A 23,032-nucleotide genomic window follows, 5' to 3' on the forward strand; every position below is an offset into this window, starting at 1 on the left:
CTCTTTAAATAAACCTTAACGTAAGGTAAAAGTAAAGAGGTTTAAATAAAAGAGCAAGTTCTATCAAAGAAACCACTCCAGCATACGGAGTGGTTTCTTTAAAGCAAGCTCTCACTATCGTTATCCGTTAGCGTAACAATGGATTCGTAGTGCCATTCGGCTGTTTCCATAAATATTTCACTTTGGGATAAACTTTATAAATCGTTCGATTGCGCCATCAAAAGGAAACTTGTTGTTCTTTACACGATCTTGTAAGTTATTTAGCTCTTTCCTGCTTCTCCTAATTAATTCTTCTGGATAATTAAATCTAACAGAATTGATTTCAAATTCATCTTCATCAACAACCTTCCAATCACCGTTTCGTTGGATTAGATCTAGGTCTAAATCTACAAATGAAACTGTATTTCCCTTGATCTTCGCAGGTTCGTTAATATTGCAATAGTACTGCTTTATCTTCCCGTCAACTACGTCAGCGCTGACAGTAAACCACAAATCAAATGAAAAAAATTCAATTGTCCAATTATCTACTGTAAATATTTTTTGCTTAGTGTGATGGTTTAATTTTCTTCCGTATTCACCTAACACAAAAATATGAGTTTCGGTTTTTTCTAAAAGCTTTGTTGTCCACTCATAATGTAGGTGATCACCAAATTTCAAAACCTGGATAGTGATTTCATCATCCATGTCGTCATCCCTTCATTTCCACCAGTAATGATGACCTATGTATTAATTGCACGATCCTGTTGCTCAACTATCGTTCTCCGTTAGCTTAATGCCTCAATGTCAGTCTACAACTTTATTTTTTAGTCTAATACTATATTTTTCAATCTAATGGTTTATTTTCTTTTTACAAAAGGAATTTGAAACAAATGCTATTCGGAATTTGTGGTGGAATAGCCGACCATGTAAATTGTATCGTTAAATCGGATTATTTGGTGGAAAAACCTACGTCGAAAAATAGTCGTTGGTACTTATTATTGGAGCTTAGTTGAGTCGTATCGTGATGGTGGCAAAGTTAAGCAGCGTATTTTGTCAGCAACTTAGGAAATACTTAACCAAATGCCTGAACATAAGACTATAAGACTTATCTGGATCCGTTGTATTTGTTAACTGAAAATCCGGCCACATAATCATTTAATTTTCGGCCACTCGGCATAATGGCCAGATTCTTCTAGTAAGAGCCTGGTCATCATCGATCCATGTCATTTGGAGCTGTTTGCGGGTTTTTAAGGGCAGGCAGCAGAATGCCGTCGATTAGCGCAGTGTAGAAACGCTTGTCGAACGGCTTGCGCTGGATAAGTCCGCGAAAAGAAGCCATTGAAGTAATGACCTGGCAAGCTATTTCAATGTCCGCGTGAGCGGGAAATTCACCGCGGCCGACGGCTCGGTGCATGAGCTCGCGGTTCACGGCAACCCACGGCTCGAAAATCCCGGCTTTTCCCGCTTCGGCAAATTCCGGATGCTGCAAAAAGGAGCCTAGGCCCGCGAGGACTCGAAATTTGCGCTCTTCTTCCTCGATCGATTGCGGCTTCAAAAGCGCGAGGAGATCACCGCGCAAGGTTCCTGTATCGGGCAAGCGGTCGAGCTCAAGATGATTTCGGTTCATCCAGGTCAAGGCGTCTCGGACTAACTCTGCCTTGGAAGACCAGCGGCGGTACACCGTCGCCTTCCCAGCCTTCGCTCGAGCCGCGACCATGTCCATTGTCATACCATCGAAACTCGCTTCGGCGAGGATGTCGATTGCCGCCTCGAGGATTTTAGCATCCCGCGTGTGATCTCGCTTGCGGCCTAGCGTTCGCGCGGGCTTTTCCGCTACGTCGTCAGATAATTTGGATCTGACGGACTTTACCCTTTTGATTTCACTCATGAATTCAGCCCCCTTTTAATTACTATACTTTTAAGTTCCGAAACTTTACAGTACCGTATTTGTGTGATTTAATATAAGTATCCCACACACAACGGGAAATTGAAAGGAGTATATCATGGATAAAAAGGTCTGGTTCATTACGGGAGCCTCTCGCGGTTTGGGGCGCGTTTGGGCCGAAGCCGCACTCACGCGCGGCGATAAGGTCGCGGCTACCGCCCGCACATTGGCAGACGTTGCCGATCTGAAGGAACGTTTCGGAGAAGCCGTTCTCCCCATGGCGCTCGACGTAACTGATGCCGATCAGGCTCGGCATGTCGTTCGGCAGGCTCACGCGCATTTCGGCAAGCTGGACGTTGTCCTCAACAATGCCGGTTACACCCTGGTCGGCACGGTTGAGGAGGCTAGCGAGGCCGACGTCCGCGCTCTGTTTGATACGAACTACTTTGGTACGCTTCGGGTCATCCAAGCTGCCCTGCCTCTGCTGCGGCAACAGGGCAGCGGGCATATACTCGGCGTCTCAAGCGCCCTTGGGATTGTGGCGAGGCCGCTCATCGGCTTCTATTGCACCTCCAAATGGGCAGTCGAAGCGCTCCACGAAAGCCTGGCGCAAGAGGTCAAAGGCCTTGGCATCAAGGTGACGCTGCTCGAGCCCGGCGCCTATGCGACCGATTTTGGAAGTCCCTCGTCGCTGAAGAGCGCACCGGGAATTGACGCCTATGACGATCTTCGGAAGCGGGTTTTCGGGCGTCTATCGAGCGAAGAACGCGGCGATCCGCAGGCGACAGCAGAAGCCATCCTCAAGATCGTGGACGCAGAGGATCCGCCGCTGCGATTTGCGGTCGGCGCCGGGGTCCTGCCTATGGCGCGTGACGCTTATGCTGACCGCCTAGCCACCTGGGAGGCGTGGGAGGCTGTCTCGAACGCAGCGCAAGGCAAACTAAAGTAAAAAGCCGTCGCACCATTCTAGCTGTGAACTGGCCCCCTTGTTAAGGACACTTTGAAAAAAAAAGTTAGGCTATCGACAGAAGATGATTCCTGTACTGAACAGGAGTCATCTTTTTTATTATGAAACATGTCATTGCAAAATTACGAACGTGGATTGAAGGGGAAACGAGTCGTCTGCCTTGGGGGAACCTCAGGCATTGGCTACGCAGTGGCGGAACGAGCAGCACTGAAGGCGCGTCGCAGGAGAAGGTGGATCGTGCTATTTCTCGATTACGTCATGACGCGAAAGGCTACGCGGTCGATCTATCGAACGAGGCGCAGGTTCGTCAATTGTTCAATCAAATTGGTGAATTTGACCATCTAGTATTTACCGCAGGCGAACCTCTACAACCAGAGGCTCTCTCCACGATGGATATCGACGCGGCGAGTCAATTCTTTAACCTGAGGTACTGGGGCGAGCTGATGGCTGCAAAATACGGCAGTGGTCACATCAAAGCGGGTGGCTCTATTACTTTGGTTTCAGGCACAACTGGAATGCGGCCGAAGAAAGGTTCGACAATCGGGGCCAGTCTATGCGGCGCGATCGAGGCGCTGACCCGAGCACTAGCCGTCGAACTCGGTCCGTTGCGGGTCAACGCAGTTTGTTTAGGGTTTATGCACACGGAAATGTGGAATGGGATTCCTGATGCAGAACGAAAGAATCCTGAAATCTATAACTTTGTGACGTGTGATGGAACCCTTGATTGCCAAGCACCACATGAATATTTGTACCTTTATATATTTAATTCTCAAGAAGACCGAGTAAAATCCATTGATGATCTAAACAAACAAATGCAAAAGTATGCTGAAAGCACGTCCTGTTGTATGGCAGAGAAAAAATGCGATGGTAATATATTGGCATGTCGGATCTCTTGAAACAAATATTGAGGCTAAAATCAAAAAAACATTGAAGGATTGGGATTCTCCGTTGGAAGGTTCCTGATAAGAAATAAGCGTTCTGTTTGGGTTGAACATGATACTATCGACTAAAAAAAAATAGATGGTTGCCATCTTCAGATTGATTACTTCTGAACTAACGTTAGCGGAACAAAATAAAAAGTAATACCGCAATAATTGGCCCTATTACCGTGCCAATAAATAACGCTGTAATCTTCATTGGCACTGACCACCCTTTTGGCTCATTTAAATTATCAAGTTTTTCGTTTATCTCCTTAAGCTCTTTCAATATTTCTTTACTTAAATCATCTGACATAATTTTAATCAACCCCCAAAAATAACTATAATTCATAAAGATCGATCAAGCCGATCTGGCTCCCCTCCAACTCCGTAGAAGGTACATCAACAAATGCCTCGACTAGCTCTTCCTCAGTCAATTGACGAACGTCACCGGAGAAAAGTGCCTTTGAGATTTTTTCCGCGCTCTCCACTGCTTCGACACCATGCACAAGTTTAGTTACGGCTCGCGCGAGTGTACGTTATTTCCTCCTCTGTTTCGTGAGGGAAAAAAGCTTGAGGGATTAAGTGACCTATTTATTGGGCATTGCACAGACCAAGTGGACCGTACCCAACATATAGTGCTCGATTTTGATAATCCGTAACTTAGATTTCTGAAGGATCTGAACAATATCGCGATTTAAATGACACCCAACAACCTTTTTGAACAACGGATCCGCCACAGTCTGCATGCCGGCGATCAGACGATTAGAGCTGATTCCATGTTCCATTAGCAAGATTTGACCATCACATTTGCACCATTTATTGAATGCCTCAAGAATGACGCCTGGCTCTTCATAACCGCAAAACGACAGTGTAGACACAATCGTATCGAAAGAATTATCCGGAAATGCGAGCGACTCGACTTCGGAGAGAACGAACTCCGCTTGAATGCCATAGTCTGCTGCAGCCAGTCTAGCTTTGTTCAGCATTTCCGGACTGAAATCTACTGCGGTTAGTTTAATGCCCTTGGGATAATAATGAAAATTGGCCCCCGCGCCAACCGCCACTTCAAGCACTCGGCCTTTTGCGCAGCTGATCAGTTTTTCCCGCCAAACTCTTTCCGTCAATTTTTTTCTTCTAACCTCATATATTCTCGCTTGTTTATCAAATTTTTGTATTAATTTTTTGTTATACAATAACAAAACCTCCCGCATTCACGCTTTAAACATTCGTAATACAAGATCTGAATGAAGAATCGGCTGCGCGGCATTACTTTGGACTTGTTGCATGGCAACCCCTTGAATCAAGGCGAAGTAAACTATGGCAAGCTTAATGGGGTCGTCCTTTACAATTTGACCGGCTTGTTGCCCAGCTATAATGATTGGAATTAATTTTTCCACTGCTGTTGGTGACGTGCATTTCACCATTGACTTTACTTCTTCCGGCACAGCGTCGGAAGTGAAGGCCTGAATCATAATCAGGTAGTAAAATGCTCCTTCATTTGCAAGTGCATGGAGTATGGTGTCGGTCAACCACTTTAATTGTTCGAAAGGAGATAGTTCTTGGTTCGCAGCAGTTTCGACAACCATGACGGATCCGTCCAATGCCAGTTTTACTAATGTCTTAAAAATCTCTTCCTTCGAGCCTAGATAATGATAAACCAATCCATAACTCGAACCGGCTTCATTCGCAATATCATTAATCTTCGCAGCCGATAACCCCTTTCGAGCAAATACTTTAAGAGCATTCTTGAGTAACTGCTCTGTGCGTTCTTCCCGGATTTGTTTATTTTGTTCTTCATTTCTAGGTGACATACGGTCATCCACTCCGTTATTCATTCATACAAGCTTGCCGTCACGCATTCGAACGACCTTATTCATATTGTCGGTCCATTCAGAATTATGAGGGGAGGCGGAACCACTGTCTCGAACAATACCGAACTGCTGCGGGTAGGATCAGTCCCAGGTAACTGTAGGACCTGAATGGATTCCGACTCAGAAATATTGAAAGTCAATTGCGGATACCCGATGCTTTCGGCTCGATCCTCCACCACAATTCTTCCGGCCATCCCCGAGATTTGTTTATGGTCTCATTGTCAAAGTAATCCATAATATTAGACATCGCGACATAAAGCTGAATTGCCGCAAGGATTCCGAAAATGGTCAACGATGAACGTGTGATTCTGAACCTGAGATTCTTATATGCAGCTGCCACATATGATCACCTTTTTTATTGACATATTTGTCAATTTAAAAATACAATGTTTTACCTCATATTGTCAATACCTAAATTTATCGGGAGTTGCAGGATGATAAACCTAACCGCAGGGCGAGGAAACCTTAGGTTACACAGTATCCCCTTACAAATACGGAAGTTTCCTGATCCTTCTCCTCATCTAGGTAACTTTTGGCGCTGCTTCAAATATGTCAAAGCGCTGCGTGTTCTTTAGTATTGTCATTTCATGATTCTACGGGGTTTTATTTTCATGGGAGCGTAATAAAAGAACGGTTGCCGAAGCAACCGCCGTTATACCACAATCGTATCCGTTACTTCAATAAACCAAAAAAGAAACTGCCACGAAGCAATTTCTCCACTATCGTACCCGTTTGCTTAACAAGGGCTACTGACTAACTGATTCCAACCTCCGGTAAGCCCAGACGGACCGAGGGCAGAATGGCCCGATGCGTGAATACGATGTTACTGAAGTTCCCTGCTCTAGATCTACTCTAAGTCCTTAATTAATGCTATAAGTCGCCCTGCTTCCTTAAATCCTATACTGGTATGAAAATCATAACTAACTTTATTATCAATGTAGATGTCGGATCCAATTTGTTTACATCCTTTACCCTTTAGCCATTGTTCTCCTTCAGTTAATAGTTTTCTGGATATTCCTTTTCTTCTATGTCCAGGCTTAACATATATCCCTTCTATATATCCCGTTGGGCTTGAATCTGAGCCTTCAACATAGTCCGTTCTAACAGACAAATAAATAAATGCAATAAATTCTTCATCTGTACAATAAAATAGCACCTTGTACTTGTCCGATTGAAGAATATCCAGTAAAGTAACCCTAAGTTCCTCATAATCATAATCAGTCCATAAATCTAAGCCCATTTCTAAAAAAATATCAAGATGCTGTTGTTGGGCCTCAACGATCTTATCCATATACTCACCTCTATCAATATTTTTTTTCGCCTTTAGGGAATTTCAGATGAACGTCAGCGAACGTCATGCTCACGAAAACCTTGACCCCTCGTACTGCGTTGCTGTAGTGTGATAAAGTGATTGGTACTCTTGGAGTTACGAGTGTGGACTAGACTTGCAGGTTGTTACAAATATGACATCAGGGAACAACGCTGATTACTCCTTCATGAATTGATCAAAATGAGTAGCCAGCACCTAACTCAGTTTTTTCAGCAACTAAGTTGCTATCTTCATCATACCAAGGATTGATGTGCACCAAAACCTCTTCCACGTGCTGATTTATTATTATTTGTTTGATGCTTCGTGAAATAATGTCAAACGCTCAGTAATTGCATTAAACTGCCCGTTAGCACAGCAGGCCACCTGAGTTTATCATCGGCAGCCTGCTTGATCTTTGTTATGGAGCTATCGTACCCGTTAGCGTAATGACTTCATGACTTAAGAAATTTTCCTAATATAAGCTTCTATACAATCTATATACTCTTTATCCATTGGTTTGGGTAAATTTTCTAAATAAAAGTATCTAAGCTCTTTGGATTCGGAATCTTCAATTACTAATTCTCCAGATACTTCATTAGTCATATATAATGCAGTTACTGAATAAAACTCGTCCCCATTAGATATTTTGTAAAAATATTCTGGACCAGAAAAAACATCAACTAACTCTAATTCACCTATTGTAAGCCCTGTTTCCTCGTAAACCTCTCTTTTGGCTGTATCTTTTAGAGACTCCCCTAATTCCATAAGCCCCCCCGGTAATCCCCAAGTACCATCTGTTCTATGCTGTAAAAGAATTTGCCCATTTTTATTTGCCATGATTACTAATGCCCCAGTTAATATAATTGGATTGTGTCCAACAAATGCCCTTAATTGCCGAAAGTATTCCATTTTATCACCCAATTCATATTTTCCTTATTTTAACATGCATTTCTGAACATTACTGCCCGTTAGCATTCCTGTAGAGCGTAAATTTTGAGCTTTGCAAAAAAACGAGCGCCTCGGTACGATGGGAGTAGGTAACGGGTCAAAGCCCTTTTAAATCCCATCATCCAGGAGGACGCTCTACTATGAAGTTTAAATCGCAAGCCAGACAAAATCAACTCATTGAAAAGATTACCTCTTCGCATCTCGTTGTCGGGATCGACATCGCTCAGCAGACACATGTTGCACGCGCTGTAAACTTTCGCGGCATCATCATTGGAGAAGCGTTGTCGTTTACGAATGACGAAGATGGATTTAACAGCCTACTTCAATGGATCCAGAAGCTGCAAACAGCTCATCAATTAAGTGCGACCGTCGTCGGCATGGAACCTACGGGACACTATTGGCTTAACGTGTCTCGATGGTTGGCTGCACGCCAATTTGAAGTCGTTTTGGTGAATCCGCATCTTGTGAAAAAGAACAAAGAGAACCGAGATAATACGCCCTCAAAGAGCGACAAAAAGGATGCCCTTGTCATCGCCGACATGGTGAAGAACGGGTACTACTCGTTTAGACGCAACACCCCTGAAGCGTTCGAGGAACTCCGTGTTCTTCTTTCGAACCGGGACTCTGTGGTGAAACGTCTCGTCAGTGCAAAAAACCAAATCCACCGTTGGGTGGACATTGTTTTCCCGGAATTGCGGCAGGTATTCAAGCACATCACGTGTATCGGTGCCTTGGTCACGCTACGCCTCTTCCCTACACCGGCAGAATTAAGCCAACTACAACCGCAAGACGTGATTAAAGGGTGGAAATCAATCATGAAGCGGCACAGTGGATCACGAAAAGCCCAGGAACTCGTTACACTGGCCAGCCGCTCTGTCGGATCTCGCCAAGCTACGCATGCATACCAACTGCATTTGAAGCAACTGCTTGCCGAGTATGACCTGGCCTGCGAGCAGCTGCAGGTCGTAGAGCAGGAGATCGTCGCTGTGTTAGAGCGCATTCCCTTTGCAAAATCCATGCTTGCGATCAAGGGAATTAGTGTCATTTCACTGGCCGGTATTCTGGGTGAGGCTGGGGATTTAAGCGGATTTGTTCACGGGAATGCCTTGCTGCGCCATGCCGGCCTAAATCTTGCGGAATCCAGCTCCGGTAAATGGACCGGACAAATGGTCATTAGTAAGCGCGGTCGCTCCCGGCTCCGCCGCTTCCTCTACATAGCGACCATGTGTTTAGTGATGAACAATCCAGAGTTTCAAGCGATGCATAAATACAATGTGAACGTGAAGAAGATGAAGAAAATGAAGTCCATTATGAAGCTCTGCGGTAAATTGGCTCGCATCTTGGTGGGGATGGCTCGCAGTGGTCAAGCCTACACACCATTGAAAACATTGCCACTTGAACAAGCAGCTTAAACCTCAATACTACCGTTTTGTAAGACGTAGATTGGCTTATTCGCAGGATTTCAAAGAAAGCACGGAGTACCGGATGAATTCAACCAAAGGGCACTGACCCGTACCGTTAGCAATACCGGCCTCCACCCCTTGGATAGGTGTAACGAAGGAATGAGAGGGCTATGACCCGTTGAGACATGGGAGTGAAAACCTCCGAGGGTGGCGTGGAGAATGCGTGCAGTATATGGAAACAACTGGAGATATTACTCCTCTCCTCTATTCCCGCATGCCTTCATTGTTGCCCAAGTATAGTACGGTCACCCCCACTTATCCTAAACTCCTAATCAAAGGGGCGAAATCCTGCGAATAAGCGAGCAAACGTGAGAAAACTGAATCGTACCGAGGGAGTTGAGAAGGCTGCCGATCTTGCTGTCGGCAGCCTTCTCCTGATGTTTATTGATCTATACCTTACTTCTGTGGTTCTTTTAAACGATCCTCAACTATTCTACTCATTTCAATTTCGATCCAAAGTTTTAAATCTGGTGATTTCAATCGTAAGATTTTATTATCATATGAAATGGCTACCTGATCACTTACAGATACTGAGGTAGTCATCCAACCGTTTGAGATTGTTATCGATATGGGATCGAAAGCATCGACGATCCCTATTGATTTTCCGTCTTTGGTTTTCATCACAAACTCATAAGTTCTACCGCCTTAACTACGAAATATCGTCACATTAGTTTTCTTCCATATAAAACAACAAAGTTGAAATACTTAAAAACACAATCTACATCCAAAAAGCCAATTTCTTGTAACCAATTGATTTGTGTTTTTAAATTTGACATTCTATCGAGTTTCGTTCTTTCATAAGCGGACTCAATTTCGTCAATAGATAAACCACTGGCTTCAACTTTTTTCTTCCAGTCATTTTTATAAAGGGATTCAATAAACGAGGTATCACCAAGAACTTGATCAGCATTAATAAATACACCTTTATTCTTCAAATTCAAATATGTGTTTTTGTATAGTTCCAGTTTATTAGTATCTGCAAGATGGTGAATCGAAAGGGCTGAAATGATAATGTCATACTTCTCATGCGAAATAAAATTTGTATAATCATCCAGTACATAGTTAACATTAGTAAATCCCTTAAGTCTTGACTTCGCAACCTCTAACATTTTTTCGGAAATATCAATTAGAGTAATCTTTGCTTCGGGATATTTCTGTAATATGAGTGACGAAAACAATCCTGTTCCAGCACCTAAATCTAATATATTAGGGGAATTCGAATTTGCATCTGCAATAGATACTGATACATTATAAAAATCATCAAAGCATGGTATAAGTTTTCTTCTTTGATTATCATATTCATGTGCAACTTCATCAAATTTGATACTAACATCATTTCGACTTTCCACACATACCACCTCCAAAATATCTAAGTTTCTATTTCTATAATATTTCAAAAGGAGTTATTCGTAAAATATATTAAAACTATGAACATAATAGATTTTACCTATATAAAAAAGTTCGATAAATTTCATTAAACTGGCCGTTAGTTGAACAAAAAAGCTGCCAATCGGCAGCCTTAATGTCATTAAATTATCGTACCCGTCCCTCGGTTTTAAGGGTTTTTCTTACGTATGCTCACTCATTCGTAGGATTTCATCACCTTGGGATACAGTAATCGTTAGGGAAGTAAGCTGTTGAGAGCCCGCTGTTACCTTTTTGGGCATACAGGAATAGAAGAAATGGTTGGAACATTTCCCCAAAGCCTTTTTCTACTGCACGCTTCCTCCACCATTTCCCTGGAAGTTCACCATCCCATAGCTCAACGGGTCTATGCCCTTACATTCCATCGTTATACTTGTCCAAGGTGTGGAGACCGATAGCGTTTAGCGGATGGGTCTATGCCCTTATCGGGTACGAACTCGGTCCTCCGTGCTTTCTTTGTTTTGAAATCCTACGAATGAGTCAATCTACATGGCTTTCAGATGTCTTATGCTGCTTCTGTAAAAAAGGAACTCGCTTTTTCGGGGGAAAACGGTTCTCCGCTTTGGACGATGCCGATCAGGATCCGAGCCAGTTTTCCAAGAAGTTTAAATATCGACTGTTGTTTCTTCATTTTCTTGACTTGAACATTGTGTTCATGCAACTTTCGAAAGACGGGATTTGTTCCCACAAGGCTGATCGTAGCCAGATACATATATTTTCGCAGCTTCGCATCTCCTCGTTTGGAAAGCACGATCTGCCCCTTTCGCTTACCAGACGTGCTTTCGGCCAGATTTAAGCCCGCTTTACGCAATAACTGTCGTCCATGGGCATACTGTTTGAGGTCGCCTGCACCGGATAGAATGGCCGCGATGAAGATCGGGCCAAGACCTTTAACCGTCCGTAGTTGCTGGGCCAAAGGAATTTCACCGAGAAGTGCCCTTACTTCCTGTTCCATCTTCTCTAGTATTTCAACGATACGTTCATATTCTTTCAATAACCGCTCTAAATCTTGCTTCGCTTCGCTCAGAGCTGTCGTGTCTCCCACACTTTTCTTCGCTTGAGCGATGAGTTGCGCCGCTTTCTCCATTCCGGTTGAACCACCCGCTCGCTTCATATGCTCTCTCCAACCGGTGATGACCTCCGATACGGATAGAGACTCTAGATCTAGCGGAGATGGGAATTCTTTGAGCGTAGCCAAGGATCGTGGGCAGGTCCAATCATTGAAAGCGGATGTGTATTCGGGGAACCGAATGTCCAACCAACGGATGATCCGATTCTGCAGCCGGACACTATGAGTCACCCAAAATTCCCGATCACTCATCACCGTACGCAACCTTTGGAACACGCTTGCCTGTCGCGTGTAATCGTAGTAGTATCCTCGACAGACGACGTCTGCAATGACAAGCGCGTCCTTGGGATCACTCTTGGATGGACTGTTATCGCGGTTCTCCTTGTTTCTTTTGGTGGTGGCCGGGTTCACCAAGACGACGTTAAGGCCTTTGTTTGCAAGCCAATTCGCCAAGTTCCACCAATAGTGTCCGGTGGGTTCCATACCGATGATGACGGTCTTCAGTTGGTGCTTTCGTTGTAATTCATCCATCCAACGTTGTAATTTTTCATAACCTTCAATTGCGTTTTTGAATGTGAGATGTCGCTTAGCAAGAACGATACCTCGAAAGTTAGTGACTTGAGCTACATGCATATCCTTTGCCATGTCGATACCTACAACGAGCTGAGTCGGGGAAATTCGTTCAATCCGTTGATTTTGTCCATTGATTTGCTTAAACTTCATAATAAGAGCGCCTCCTTTGATGTTGTTGTTGACAAACCCATCATAACCGAGGCGCTCTTTTTTTAGCAAAGGCCATTTCTTAGCCCTTACAGGAATGTTTAGTTTAATAAAAAATGCTGTCCCTTCATGCTGTCTGCTCATTAGTGGTATTGCTTATCACAAATGGAACATCAAGTCGAATAGGTTAACGTGAAAAATGGATATGTCTATTCTCCCTTTTTCAGATGCTGATTGAACCATTTGAAGACACGGTTATAATAATCTTGTATATTATCACGTTGCCAAGTCCCCTGCCAATGATGTTCGCCTTTATAATAGATCAATTCTGCTTTCTTTCCTAATCGACGTAATGATGAATAAATCATCCCAGATTCTATGAAACATATATGATCCTTAGTGCCCTGTACAATCAGGATAGGCGTTTGAACTTGATCAAATTCGAATAACGGTGAATTTCGGATATATCGCTCACGGTTTTCCCATATGTGATTGTTCAACATAAATCCTTGCCCGCCCTCGACCATACCAAAGAATGAATCAGGAGCATTTGGATCAAACAAAGTAGAAGCACTGATGAGATTGCCAATTCCTGCCGAAACCACCGCTGCACGGAAATGCTGTAATTTTGATATACCTACAAGTGCTGCATACCCTCCATAAGAATGACCGATAATTCCAATGCGGTTAGCGTCGATATCAGGATGCTGTTTCAGGGCATTCACTGCCTCTTCTAACCCCATTGCAATTTCATCTGCGGGTTCATTTCCTTCAATAACTAAGTCAGGTAATAATACTGCGTATCCCCTTGACGCAAATAATTGATGATTATCAACGGTGTGGTTCCATAAACCAAAAGTATGAAGCCTATCCGACAGTTTACCATGATACACTCGGATAATTACGGGGACGCGACCCTTTTTGTTTGGTGGTAGTAGAAGGGCACCGTGTAGTTCTCTCCCCTTTAGCTTCCATTGAAGTAGTTGTGCTACACCTAAGCTTTCTTTTGGAAAACTTGATAATTCGACAATTTGGAAATTTACTTTCGTCTCTAAATTTATGACCCATAGTGCGGGGGGTTCATTAGCAGATTGGGCAATATAAACTATAAATTTATTGTTATTATTATCCACAATGGTTGCACCGCCTACAAAAGCTGGATAATGGTGCCGGGGTTCCTCAAGTATTTTTTCAATCTCTCCTACAAGGAAATTGACTTTCCAAAACCCATAAAGCATTTTGTCTGGGTCTTTTGTTTGCACAACTACATATCCAGATTCATGTTTATATGGAAGCATAGCAATGATTCGTTTATTTAGTTGTGGTGCCACATCAGTAATTTCACCTTCGTTATTTTTATATCTCCATAAACGACCATTTGATATCATAAGCGTATCTCCTTGTTCAAGAGGCACGGGTGCATCAAATTCACGACCCAAATGAAGTTCCTTTCCATGTGATAGGGGTCGGGGATTGGGAGAGTCAGAAATATCTACAGTCCATAAGTTTCCGTCAGATAAGGGACCACCTGTGGTAAATATAATCGAGTTGTCATCATATGCCCATGCAAAACTTAATCCATATTCCATCCGTATACTTTTTACTAAACAAGTTGAAACTTCTCCTTCTTGCGGGAAAACTGAAGCAATCCACAAATCGTATAAAACCTGTATACTATTGATATTTTCTTGACCAAGTGCACTAGTGAAAGCAATTTTTTTTCCATCATTTGAAAGGATCATACCTACTGGATAATGACCTCCAGAAATCAACGTTGTTTCCCCAGTTTCTAGATCCAACCTAATTAAATCTGCACGATACCTCTCTATCCAAGTATCTGTTTTTTGAAGTTCCTCAGTGTCAGAAGTATTTTCGGTGCTATAAACCTGAATGTTATTCCCACCTAGTAAATCCTGATTAATAAACTTCGATTCCATTCTAAAAGTTGAGTTATCTACATCATTAGATGGCATTGCCTTGAAAATAATTGATTTTCCATCTAACGTCCATATTGGGGCTTCAAAACCAAAAAAAGGACGAGCCCCAATTTTTGACGCTTGGGTCAGACTATTGTTGGATGGATCCCAGAGCCATAGGCGTGCTTCCCCATCTTTATCTGCAAAGAAAGATAATTTCGAACCATCAGGTGACCAAACACCGGACCAACTGCTTGAGGCATCGGGAAAGATGGGAAACGCCTTCTTATTTTCAAGATCACATACCCACTGGGAACATCCTTCAACACAAGTAGAAACACCTACTGATACCTCCTTAGATTTTAAGCCATCGACAGTAAAAGCTAACCATTGCCCATTAGGAGATACTAAATAAGGAAAATTATGAGCGGGTTGTACCGTGTTCAAAACATCATCTAAAGTAAGAGGTTGAGACAAATCTTCATACCTCCATTCATAACTTTTTTGTTAGATCCTATAATACCTTAATTTACGATATGCTCCGCGTATAACCTTATTCAATTATACCGCTCTTCAAAAAATAAAAAGGGATCCCCCCACGTACCAATCCTTTTTTTCTTGTCCAGCATATTCAACATTTCTGCACGTTCGTAACAGGACCGAGATTAATCTGAGGTAGACTGTTGTGGTATTTTATTGAGCTATCGTACCCTTAGCTCAATAAATCTTGTCCCCAATTAATGCCCGGAACTTTGATGAGTTGTACAGGTATGTTTAATACTCGCCCTGCTTCAAAAAGTAGTTCTTTACAGAAATAGTATCCTCTATGTGCAACGATCCTTCCATTGTCTATCTGAAACTCCCTTATATCATGGAGAACTTCCCCTTGCTCAGTATCAACTTTCACTACAAACACAGTTTTCCCCCATAAATTTTCAACTGAAACATTTTGTATAGGTCCTTTATAAGCAAAAGAACCATTAATCATATCATCTTTAGAATATTCTTGGAATCCGGGATTTGCATCATTATGTACAGAATCACTTAGTAATTCAACAATTTTACTTGAATCCCCATCCTTCATTATGTTCAACAAAGCATTTAGTAGGGTGTTATTTTGATCTGTATTATTCGAATCTTTTCCTTTCTTATTTACTGATTTTTTTCGTGCTCCAATATTCTCCCGAGCTCTGTGTAGAGCTGAGTATACAGCTCCTTCCGTAATTCTAACCATACCTGCAACCTCCTTGGCAGTGAATTGAAACACATCCATTAATAAAATCACTGCAATTTGGCGAGGAACTAAATGATAAGCTAGTAGTTCTAGAGCTTCAATTATTACATGCGGGTCCATCGATTCACATGTATTTTCATTATGGAGATCATCTTGGTATGTATCTATATCTATTTTTTTCTTCCGTAATGTATCAATCCAAGAATTAGTTGCAATTCGAAAAATATATGATTTAGGTTTGAGTGGATGCCATAGCTGCGACATAGTTGCAAATGCTTTGAGAAGTGTTTCTTGAAATAGATCATCTCCATCCCATGGAGAGCCACTAATATATTTACAATAATTCCATAAAGACTGTCGATACGGTTCAATCATTTCCTCAAATTTTTGATTTAATACTCTAGCTTCTGATACAATCGGATCAATTTGATTTGACATGCAATACCCTCCTAAAAGTAGTTGTTCAATAATAATGACGTATTAAAAAATAATCTTAGTAATCCAATACACAATACATTCTTAATTTAACAAATAATTCTTTTTTTATAACTAATTATTCCACATAACTGCCTGTTAGCGGAGCAAAGGCTGCCATGCAGGCAGCCTTTCTAATATTTTCTATCCAACTTTTATATAAGGGTAATCATATTACTTACAGACCATCAGAAGATTACCGTCAGGATCTTTAAATACGAACCATTTCTCTGACTGTATCTCCGTTACAAGTTCAACATTATTATGTTTCATAAATTGATAGGATGCATAAATATCGTCAGTTTGAAACATAAAGGCAGGTGTTTTATAACTTGGAGCTCCCCCTGGCTCGTTGCCACCCCACATGGGCATTTGATCTAAAATAACAACAGGTCCATCCATAGGAAGTAAATACAGATGCTCAAATAAGATGTCGCCTTCGGGAGATACACCTAACATTCTGCAGTACCAATTTCTTGCTTTTTCAATGTTTCGAACTGGGATGAACATTCCACCAACTTTGTTCTTAATAGGACTTTTCTCTGACTGTCGATACGGTTCAATCATTTCCTCAAATTTTTGATTTAATACTCTAGCTTCTGATACAATCGGATCAATTTGATTTGACATCTATACGCCTCCTAAAAGTAGTTGTTCAATAATAAAGACGTATTAAATAATTAAAATCATACGGTCGAAATTTTATTTACATGACCTATGCACTTCGTGGTAATACTTGGTAAACCTCCGGATTTGGTGTAACCCATAGGCGCATAAAACAATGATCCGGCCAAAAAAGATCAATAAGTCTTGCAAAACTCTGCACTTGTGTGTCACAATCGATAGAGATTCGTTGAATGCCCTTGTGGTTTTTCAAATGAACCTGGCAACGAGTGTGGAAGAGGCCACGAACCATTTCGCCGTGGGTGTAGCCTTCCTCATCACTCGTTTTTTCTTTGTTTAATTCCAATTGTGCAATGGCTAAGAGGGTTTCTGTTACAAACAACAGCTCGAAGTGTGCATGATGATGGGCTTCAGACTCAGAGTGACACTTCTCAAATCCAAGTTCTTGCTTGGCTGAGCGAAAAAAGATTTCAATTCGCCAACGTTTCACATAGGTTTGTAAAGCTTCCTTCGGAGCATCATGACGATTACTAATCAGCAGGTAAGCGCCTCTGTAAGTCGCTGGGGATTCATCTGAATCGTTATCGATTGCTTCTACTTCGGAGAGTTTTTCATCTTCTTTTAGACGTATAGCAACAATAGCAGCAATTTGAACATATTTTTGTTTCGTGACTTCCTTGCCTTTTTTGTTTGTTGATTGGTAAGGGCGCTTGATATAAATTTGTGGGATCGCAATAGAAACTAAACCAGTAGAAGCTAATCTTGTTAACTCTTTAAACACTTCACGAATCAACATGCCGGGAGTCAACGGTACAAAACGTTCTCTATGTGTGATCGGTTCTATCACCTTACGAAATAAGGCTGTATTACGCTTGGCTTTCGTAACCCAATCAAATTGATGGGCTTCTAAAAAAGTGAAAAACGCCTTACATAAAAACCATCGATCCATGGCAATCCATAAACGACACGTAGTGGATTCACGTAACATAAGTAGCATTTGCTTGGCTAAATCCAACTTTGTGAGGCCTTCGTCCTTGAACTCTGGTTTGTGCCAAACACTATAGAAAAGCGGATAAGCTAATCCATTCTTTAGAACAGCCTGGATGACCACAAGGTTCATTGCCCAAACATAGTTTTTGGTCGAATGGTCATAAAGCCAACTTAGAAAGGGAAGCTTTTTAGCATAAGGGTGGGCACTGTGAGTGTCATCCAGATTCACAACATCCCCTTCTTGCAAACAGGTTTCAGGCTCTTGTTGCAATCGTTCTACTCGTTTTTTACCAAAGGTTCTCCAAGCGTAATGTGCAGAGAAAAACCGACTCAACGTATACTGCGCAAGCTTCCATGGTTTAAACATGATTTTCAGCAAAGCGTCTCTTTCAGCTAAATCTGCGATTTGATTAACCGATGAGCAGCTTGAAACCAACCCTATTACATAGAGAAAACAAATTAACCACGAAGGTGTTCCACAGCGTTTAAATATGCCAGACTGGGTTAAGAGTAACGAGAAGTCAAAGCGATCCCATAATGTTTTTAAGATGGGAGCCCCAGCACATTCTCCATGTGACAAATTGCGAAACTTTGGTTTTTGTAGCGCATTCATTGGGATTTCACCTATTATCTAGAAGATATACCTGTAACAACGGTATTCTTTTTGATTATTAAGGTGATTCTGAAATGTCAAGACTTTTTTAAAAGATTTATGATTTACCAGAAACTTACACGAAGTGCATAGGTCATGTTATTTATTAAATTAATGTAATATTTTCCATGAAGTGTGCTACCTCGCAGCAGCCCTTCTGGCATTAAACTAATCTGCCCGTTAGCTCAACGCCCAGCAGTACATATGTATAAAAACCCCTATTTTGTGAAGAAGTATAAATAAGGATCCGCGGCGGCGGATCTTTGTGTTTTGCTCAGATGTCTTGCTTCATACTGATTGATTCAGTTAAACCCCGAAAAATATTATCCGCACAAAATAAGCACCCCAAATGAAGTGCTTATTTTCCAGTTAGGCATTCCAGACCACTCGATAGTTAGAAGCTGGGTGAAACACTATGAAACAATGGTTTGAAGGTCTAAGCTGTCATTATGCCGCTGCGCCCATTTTAGACCAGTTGGGAGATCCGCTGTCGTTTTTCCATAACAGGTTAAAAACTTCATAACGTCGCCCTCAATTTCATATCTCCACCAAACGCCGCTAAGATGGATGAACCAATTTTTGTTATGACCGTATTTCCTTTCATGGAGCTGCAGATTACATTGATCTGTCAGTTCTGTGTAGGAAATATGTTGTACCCTTTCGCAGTATCGCTTGTGAGCATGTGTTGTTAAACGTATTTGGACATTCTCATATCTTTTCATAAGCCCCTCTCCCTATATTGTGGATTATAAATGAGCCGCACCGAACATACACCTAAGAGAATCGGCTCATGATGGACCCCTTTCTCATTACTGTGATCTAGATCATCCATAAAAAGAAATACAGATTCGTTGATGGCGTAAGAAGTGCCTATTCTACGACTCTATCATACTCCCTTGACCTTTTTTGATATCCGTACTGTTATGATATGAGGTGCACAAGCCAGCTGTTTGTATATCCAACCATTCGCAGCTAAATGTGCTAATTGTTTGTAACACGGCGTTTTTGAGCCGATTAGAACAACGGATGCCGCTTCATTTCATAAATTGACAGGGTGTATAACCAAGGCTGAAATCTAGTTTTCTATCTTTGGTCATAAAATTAGACTTTTAGATATAGCATTTACCCAAGCATTTCCGAAATAAAAAAATATAGTATTGTATCTTGTTTGAAAGGAGTGAATGCGAATGAGCGCAGTTGGAGGATTTGGATTTGGACGTCATATCGGTTTTATACTGGTTCTCTTTATTCTGTTAGTCATTATTCTTTCCACCGGATTCTTAATTTAATAGGGTCATTGTCATGAAAGGTCCGAATACAAATAACCGCATTTGACGGATTTAATGCAGATACCGGTCAGAATTATCAGGTTAGCCAGTCAGTTCTGGCTGGCCTTTTTTTTGGCCGTTTCTATGTGCTGAGCGCCTTATTCGCAGCCCATCGGATACTTATTCGACATTAGACGGAGAACAACGGATGACGTTACATTGTGAAGCTTTACCAAATGAAATTTGGGAAATACTAGATCTTAACTGCAACTGTTATTCAAGCCGGCGTTATGGCGGTTGGCTTGTAACCATGGTGAAGGAAGATAGAACGGTCGATATGGAATCTTTACCCGCTCTTGATCTAGAAGGATTCGGATGGTGAATAAGTCGGGGCCTACAGAAAAACCAACCAGCAGGAAACCAACATTGTTGAAGCTAGCGGAGAGCATGAAGAAAGTAAAACGCCGAAAAATGGCAGTGTAAATGGCAATGTAAAATCATCTGAAAACACAGACGCAGAAAGGGTTGAAGAACAATCTTTTGATTTAGAGGGCAATGTTAAGGGCATAACGAGGGGAAGCCACCACCCAAATGGCTTACCTTGTTAACGAGTGGGTATGGCGCTAAACAAAGGTCAACATTATAATAAAAAAGACCGATTTACTCGAGCTCGACTGGTTGACTCTCAATGAGGGAATTATATGTCGATTGAAACCTGGATTAATGTTAGTATATCGTTTGGTACTGCAGCAACAGCTTTCTTCACGTACTGATCAGCAAGGCATGCTGGTAAAATGATTCAAAATGCTGCGCGTCCTATTCTTACTATCACTCCGGATCGCTCTACTGGCCTCGAAAGTATTCATAAACCCAAGACCACTATTCAAAACTTTGGACAGGGTCCAGCCATCATTGAAGAAATACAGTTTATCGGAACAGAACTCGTATGGGGTAAAAAGGAGGTTCCATTTAGTAATTTGCAAAATCCTCAAAACTTTAAACCAGGTGAACCGATAATTGTAATGCCGAAGGAAATTATCGGACCGGGCAAGGTTTTAGAACAGGACTTCAGACCACCTATACTCAATTCTTTGGAGAGAAGCCATTTGTTAAGTACCATGTCACTTATAGAGATTATGTCGGTAACATTTATAACTGTACTTGTGAGTGGAACAATGAAAAAGGGAAATGGGATCATGCAGGCACTTAATAAACTAGGTGATGTTAAATGGACTTTTGGCCTAACTTCGCAACGGGCTGGGATCGTATCGGGGTTAATGTCGAGCATGCTGTTTTTTCCGTGAAACAATGAAAAAACGGCCGCTGTTCGCATCATTTGCGACATGGCCGTTTTTCGTTTTTCTCCGGATATCTCGGAATAATACTGAAAATAGGGGTTAGACATCTTCACAAAATTAGGAGTTTTTGTATGTATGTTCAATTTTAATGTTATGCTAAAACTTAATAATCCTTCGAAAGTATGAGATGGCACACTGAGGAGTGATATTTATGGAGAGTTGTTGTCAAACATCTAGCAAACTTAAAACCATCTACATTTACCCTTCTTGTGGGCAGAATGGAAAAAGCGTTCCACCAGTTACTCTTAAAGCATTGCTTAAACCTTCTGCATTGGAGATTTTCCAACCCGAATTATCATATGCTTTTTGCTCCACTCCTTCATGTGATGTTGTCTATTTTAGTGATACGCAAACCTTTAGCAAAGATACCCTCAAAGTCTCGGTTTTCCAAAAGGAGGATTCGCTGGATGTACCCGTTTGTTATTGTTTTGGCTGGACGAGAGAGCGTCTAAAGGCAGTTCAAGATAAAAAACAACCAATTGACCATATTCGAGAACAAGTTCAAGCTGATCGTTGTGGTTGTGAAGTCAACAATCCGCAAGGGTCTTGCTGTTTAGGCAATGTCACTGCATTTGTTCGTAACCTCGGCACGTAACAAGTAAACAAATTGATATTAATACAAAACACAAATCGGGGCCTTTCTGTTGGTAAATGGCATTTGGGTTGATGCTCGGTTACATCCTTACAAAATATTGCATTATGTACATATGTAGGAGGTCAAAAGAATGCCAACCGCTCGGCGTTCTTTTGACCGTTACATTACTCTAACTTAATAACCCATGATTGTACATGTGATAATTACAAGAAGAATAAATAGAACCAAGATAGCAATAAGAAAAATTATTTTATTAAAAGAACCTTCTTGGAAAGAAGAACGGACGCTCGAAAAATTCCTCGAATCGCTCAAATCTAGGCGACTCGAAACGCGGCTCGAAACGCTCGAAAAAGAAGGGCTCAAATCGTTCCTCAAATCGCTCGAATCGAGGTGACTCGAATCCGAATGATGTAAAAGCCTTAGTTTGAACTGCTTTTGCTTTTTTAAGTTGTTTTTTTGGGGTTGCCTTCGTTTGAACTGCTTTTACTTTTTTAAGTTGTTTTTTTGGGGTTGCCTTCGTTTGAACTACTTTTGCTTTTTTAAGTTGTTTTTTTGGGGTTGCCATTAATTTCACCTCGCTTTTCTCAGGATTCCGGTAGTCCGGTAAAAGAGGGAATTACCATCTTAACGAACGGCTGATAATTACTAACAGAATGAAGAGGGGACCAAGATCGCAGCGGTTGTTGTCACCTGATTCTTCTTCTATCTCCTAGATGCAATACCTAGCAGCTAGTTTATTATATTTAGATGGCATCTATTATGGTTGGACAAATGGTCAGATAGAAAGACACATATTTTTGTTCCAGTGATGCACTGTGAACACGTCCCGTAAACAAAACCATCCCTAAGCTTCAAGCGGACAAGCATTTTGATGAGATTGGACTGTATAACCCATTCCTGCTGGCCAGGCATTTAAGTGTCTACAACAGTTAGATCAAAAAGAGCACCTTTACAGGTGCTCTGAGCTTGCCAAAAAAATTTTAAATCACGTGAAGTATCCTAACTAATTTTGACAAGTCGGATAGAGGCATTAACAATAGTTGCCCCATCAATGGTGGTAACTAGGATATCAGCTGTAGCACCAACATTACGGAGCGTAATAGTGGAAGCTTCAGGGATAGTGAGGATAGCAGAACCGACTAGGGTTTGAGCATCGGTTGGCCCTCCCGCAGCGCTCGTTTGGTCGCCGTAAATCGTTGAAATTTGTACAACAGCATTGAGCACAACCCCATATGCAGTTGAGTCAAATGATTTCTAATGGCTCGTTTTCCAGTAATAAACACCCTGCATCCCGGTTTCCTAACATTCTGTAGAATTGCTATGCCCCTCTTCATTAGCCAAAGTTGACGTCATAACAAATTTAAA

General features: G+C 41.7%; 23 protein-coding genes and 1 pseudogene. 6 read left to right on the top strand and 18 right to left on the bottom strand.

The window, feature by feature from the left end; all coding sequences use genetic code 11:
* Window positions 1-177 precede the first annotated feature (177 nt).
* Complete coding sequence (locus BLV33_RS03235) at window positions 178-684, bottom strand: DUF402 domain-containing protein (protein ID WP_090788237.1); 507 nt, start codon at window positions 682-684, stop codon at window positions 178-180.
* A gap of 505 nt (window positions 685-1,189) precedes the next feature.
* Window positions 1,190-1,867 (bottom strand): TetR/AcrR family transcriptional regulator, encoded by a 678-nt coding sequence (locus BLV33_RS03240; protein ID WP_090788239.1) that lies wholly within the window; start codon window positions 1,865-1,867, stop codon window positions 1,190-1,192.
* 115 nt (window positions 1,868-1,982) lie between these two features.
* Between BLV33_RS03240 and BLV33_RS03245 the strand changes: the two genes are divergently transcribed.
* Together BLV33_RS03245 and BLV33_RS03250 are read left to right on the top strand one after the other, a co-directional pair.
* Entirely contained in the window at window positions 1,983-2,813 is an 831-nt protein-coding gene (locus BLV33_RS03245; protein WP_090788241.1) for an SDR family NAD(P)-dependent oxidoreductase, read from the top strand.
* Between the two features lie 119 nt (window positions 2,814-2,932).
* Window positions 2,933-3,727, top strand: a complete 795-nt coding sequence (locus BLV33_RS03250; RefSeq protein ID WP_253186953.1) for an SDR family oxidoreductase — start codon at window positions 2,933-2,935, stop codon at window positions 3,725-3,727.
* Between the two features lie 163 nt (window positions 3,728-3,890).
* Here BLV33_RS03250 and BLV33_RS29165 read toward each other — a convergent pair whose 3' ends face one another.
* The 6 genes from BLV33_RS29165 to BLV33_RS03280 all read right to left on the bottom strand — a co-directional run bounded on the left by BLV33_RS29165 (window position 3,891) and on the right by BLV33_RS03280 (window position 7,852).
* On the bottom strand, window positions 3,891-4,064 hold the full coding sequence (locus BLV33_RS29165) for a hypothetical protein (protein WP_171908992.1): 174 nt from the start codon (window positions 4,062-4,064) through the stop codon (window positions 3,891-3,893).
* A 25-nt stretch (window positions 4,065-4,089) separates the two neighbouring features.
* The gene (locus tag BLV33_RS29170; RefSeq protein WP_171908993.1) at window positions 4,090-4,239 is read right to left on the bottom strand and encodes a hypothetical protein; all 150 of its coding nucleotides are present in this window, start codon (window positions 4,237-4,239) and stop codon (window positions 4,090-4,092) included.
* A gap of 99 nt (window positions 4,240-4,338) precedes the next feature.
* The gene (locus BLV33_RS03260) at window positions 4,339-4,944 is read right to left on the bottom strand and encodes a class I SAM-dependent methyltransferase (protein WP_090788245.1); all 606 of its coding nucleotides are present in this window, start codon (window positions 4,942-4,944) and stop codon (window positions 4,339-4,341) included.
* An 18-nt stretch (window positions 4,945-4,962) separates the two neighbouring features.
* On the bottom strand, window positions 4,963-5,586 hold the full coding sequence (locus BLV33_RS03265; RefSeq protein WP_090788246.1) for a TetR/AcrR family transcriptional regulator: 624 nt from the start codon (window positions 5,584-5,586) through the stop codon (window positions 4,963-4,965).
* 883 nt (window positions 5,587-6,469) lie between these two features.
* Window positions 6,470-6,913 carry an aminoglycoside 6'-N-acetyltransferase gene (aac(6'), locus tag BLV33_RS03275; RefSeq protein WP_090788250.1) on the bottom strand — a complete coding sequence of 148 codons (444 nt, stop codon included), beginning with the start codon at window positions 6,911-6,913 and terminating at the stop codon, window positions 6,470-6,472.
* A 477-nt stretch (window positions 6,914-7,390) separates the two neighbouring features.
* Window positions 7,391-7,852, bottom strand: a complete 462-nt coding sequence (locus BLV33_RS03280) for an NUDIX hydrolase (protein WP_366414703.1) — start codon at window positions 7,850-7,852, stop codon at window positions 7,391-7,393.
* Window positions 7,853-8,019: 167 nt separating this feature from the next.
* On the opposite strand from BLV33_RS03280, the gene BLV33_RS03285 reads away from it, so the two are divergent.
* On the top strand, window positions 8,020-9,291 hold the full coding sequence (locus tag BLV33_RS03285) for an IS110 family RNA-guided transposase (RefSeq protein WP_090788252.1): 1,272 nt from the start codon (window positions 8,020-8,022) through the stop codon (window positions 9,289-9,291).
* 447 nt (window positions 9,292-9,738) lie between these two features.
* On the opposite strand, the gene BLV33_RS03290 is transcribed toward BLV33_RS03285, so the two are convergent.
* The 8 genes from BLV33_RS03290 to BLV33_RS03325 all read right to left on the bottom strand — a co-directional run bounded on the left by BLV33_RS03290 (window position 9,739) and on the right by BLV33_RS03325 (window position 19,168).
* Window positions 9,739-9,963, bottom strand: a complete 225-nt coding sequence (locus BLV33_RS03290) for a hypothetical protein (protein WP_090788254.1) — start codon at window positions 9,961-9,963, stop codon at window positions 9,739-9,741.
* Between the two features lie 41 nt (window positions 9,964-10,004).
* Entirely contained in the window at window positions 10,005-10,691 is a 687-nt protein-coding gene (locus BLV33_RS03295; RefSeq protein ID WP_253186954.1) for a class I SAM-dependent methyltransferase, read from the bottom strand.
* A gap of 581 nt (window positions 10,692-11,272) precedes the next feature.
* The gene (locus BLV33_RS03300) at window positions 11,273-12,559 is read right to left on the bottom strand and encodes an IS110 family RNA-guided transposase (RefSeq protein WP_090798631.1); all 1,287 of its coding nucleotides are present in this window, start codon (window positions 12,557-12,559) and stop codon (window positions 11,273-11,275) included.
* A gap of 206 nt (window positions 12,560-12,765) precedes the next feature.
* Window positions 12,766-14,949 (bottom strand): S9 family peptidase, encoded by a 2,184-nt coding sequence (locus BLV33_RS03305; RefSeq protein ID WP_090788256.1) that lies wholly within the window; start codon window positions 14,947-14,949, stop codon window positions 12,766-12,768.
* Between the two features lie 235 nt (window positions 14,950-15,184).
* Complete coding sequence (locus BLV33_RS03310; protein WP_090788258.1) at window positions 15,185-16,144, bottom strand: RNA polymerase sigma factor; 960 nt, start codon at window positions 16,142-16,144, stop codon at window positions 15,185-15,187.
* Window positions 16,145-16,354: 210 nt separating this feature from the next.
* Window positions 16,355-16,747, bottom strand: a complete 393-nt coding sequence (locus BLV33_RS03315; RefSeq protein WP_090798633.1) for a VOC family protein — start codon at window positions 16,745-16,747, stop codon at window positions 16,355-16,357.
* 148 nt (window positions 16,748-16,895) lie between these two features.
* Window positions 16,896-18,407 carry a transposase gene (locus BLV33_RS29810; RefSeq protein WP_253186955.1) on the bottom strand — a complete coding sequence of 504 codons (1,512 nt, stop codon included), beginning with the start codon at window positions 18,405-18,407 and terminating at the stop codon, window positions 16,896-16,898.
* Between the two features lie 452 nt (window positions 18,408-18,859).
* On the bottom strand, window positions 18,860-19,168 hold the full coding sequence (locus tag BLV33_RS03325; protein WP_090788260.1) for a hypothetical protein: 309 nt from the start codon (window positions 19,166-19,168) through the stop codon (window positions 18,860-18,862).
* A 465-nt stretch (window positions 19,169-19,633) separates the two neighbouring features.
* Between BLV33_RS03325 and BLV33_RS29645 the strand changes: the two genes are divergently transcribed.
* From BLV33_RS29645 to BLV33_RS03335, 3 genes are all read left to right on the top strand, one after another.
* Entirely contained in the window at window positions 19,634-19,735 is a 102-nt protein-coding gene (locus tag BLV33_RS29645) for a sporulation protein YjcZ (RefSeq protein WP_216234696.1), read from the top strand.
* A 773-nt stretch (window positions 19,736-20,508) separates the two neighbouring features.
* The gene (locus BLV33_RS03330; protein WP_090788261.1) at window positions 20,509-21,018 is read left to right on the top strand and encodes a hypothetical protein; all 510 of its coding nucleotides are present in this window, start codon (window positions 20,509-20,511) and stop codon (window positions 21,016-21,018) included.
* 205 nt (window positions 21,019-21,223) lie between these two features.
* Window positions 21,224-21,667 carry a putative iron-sulfur cluster-binding metallochaperone gene (locus BLV33_RS03335; protein WP_090788262.1) on the top strand — a complete coding sequence of 148 codons (444 nt, stop codon included), beginning with the start codon at window positions 21,224-21,226 and terminating at the stop codon, window positions 21,665-21,667.
* Between the two features lie 253 nt (window positions 21,668-21,920).
* Here the strand turns inward: BLV33_RS03335 and BLV33_RS03340 are convergent, their stop codons facing one another.
* Together BLV33_RS03340 and BLV33_RS29815 are read right to left on the bottom strand one after the other, a co-directional pair.
* On the bottom strand, window positions 21,921-22,232 hold the full coding sequence (locus BLV33_RS03340; protein WP_090788264.1) for a hypothetical protein: 312 nt from the start codon (window positions 22,230-22,232) through the stop codon (window positions 21,921-21,923).
* A 678-nt stretch (window positions 22,233-22,910) separates the two neighbouring features.
* A pseudogene (locus BLV33_RS29815) lies at window positions 22,911-23,032 on the bottom strand (GNAT family N-acetyltransferase); the annotation flags it as partial.

It is taken from the genome of Paenibacillus sp. GP183 (assembly GCF_900104695.1).
In the GTDB taxonomy this organism is placed as follows: Bacteria; Bacillota; Bacilli; order Paenibacillales; family NBRC-103111; genus Paenibacillus_AI.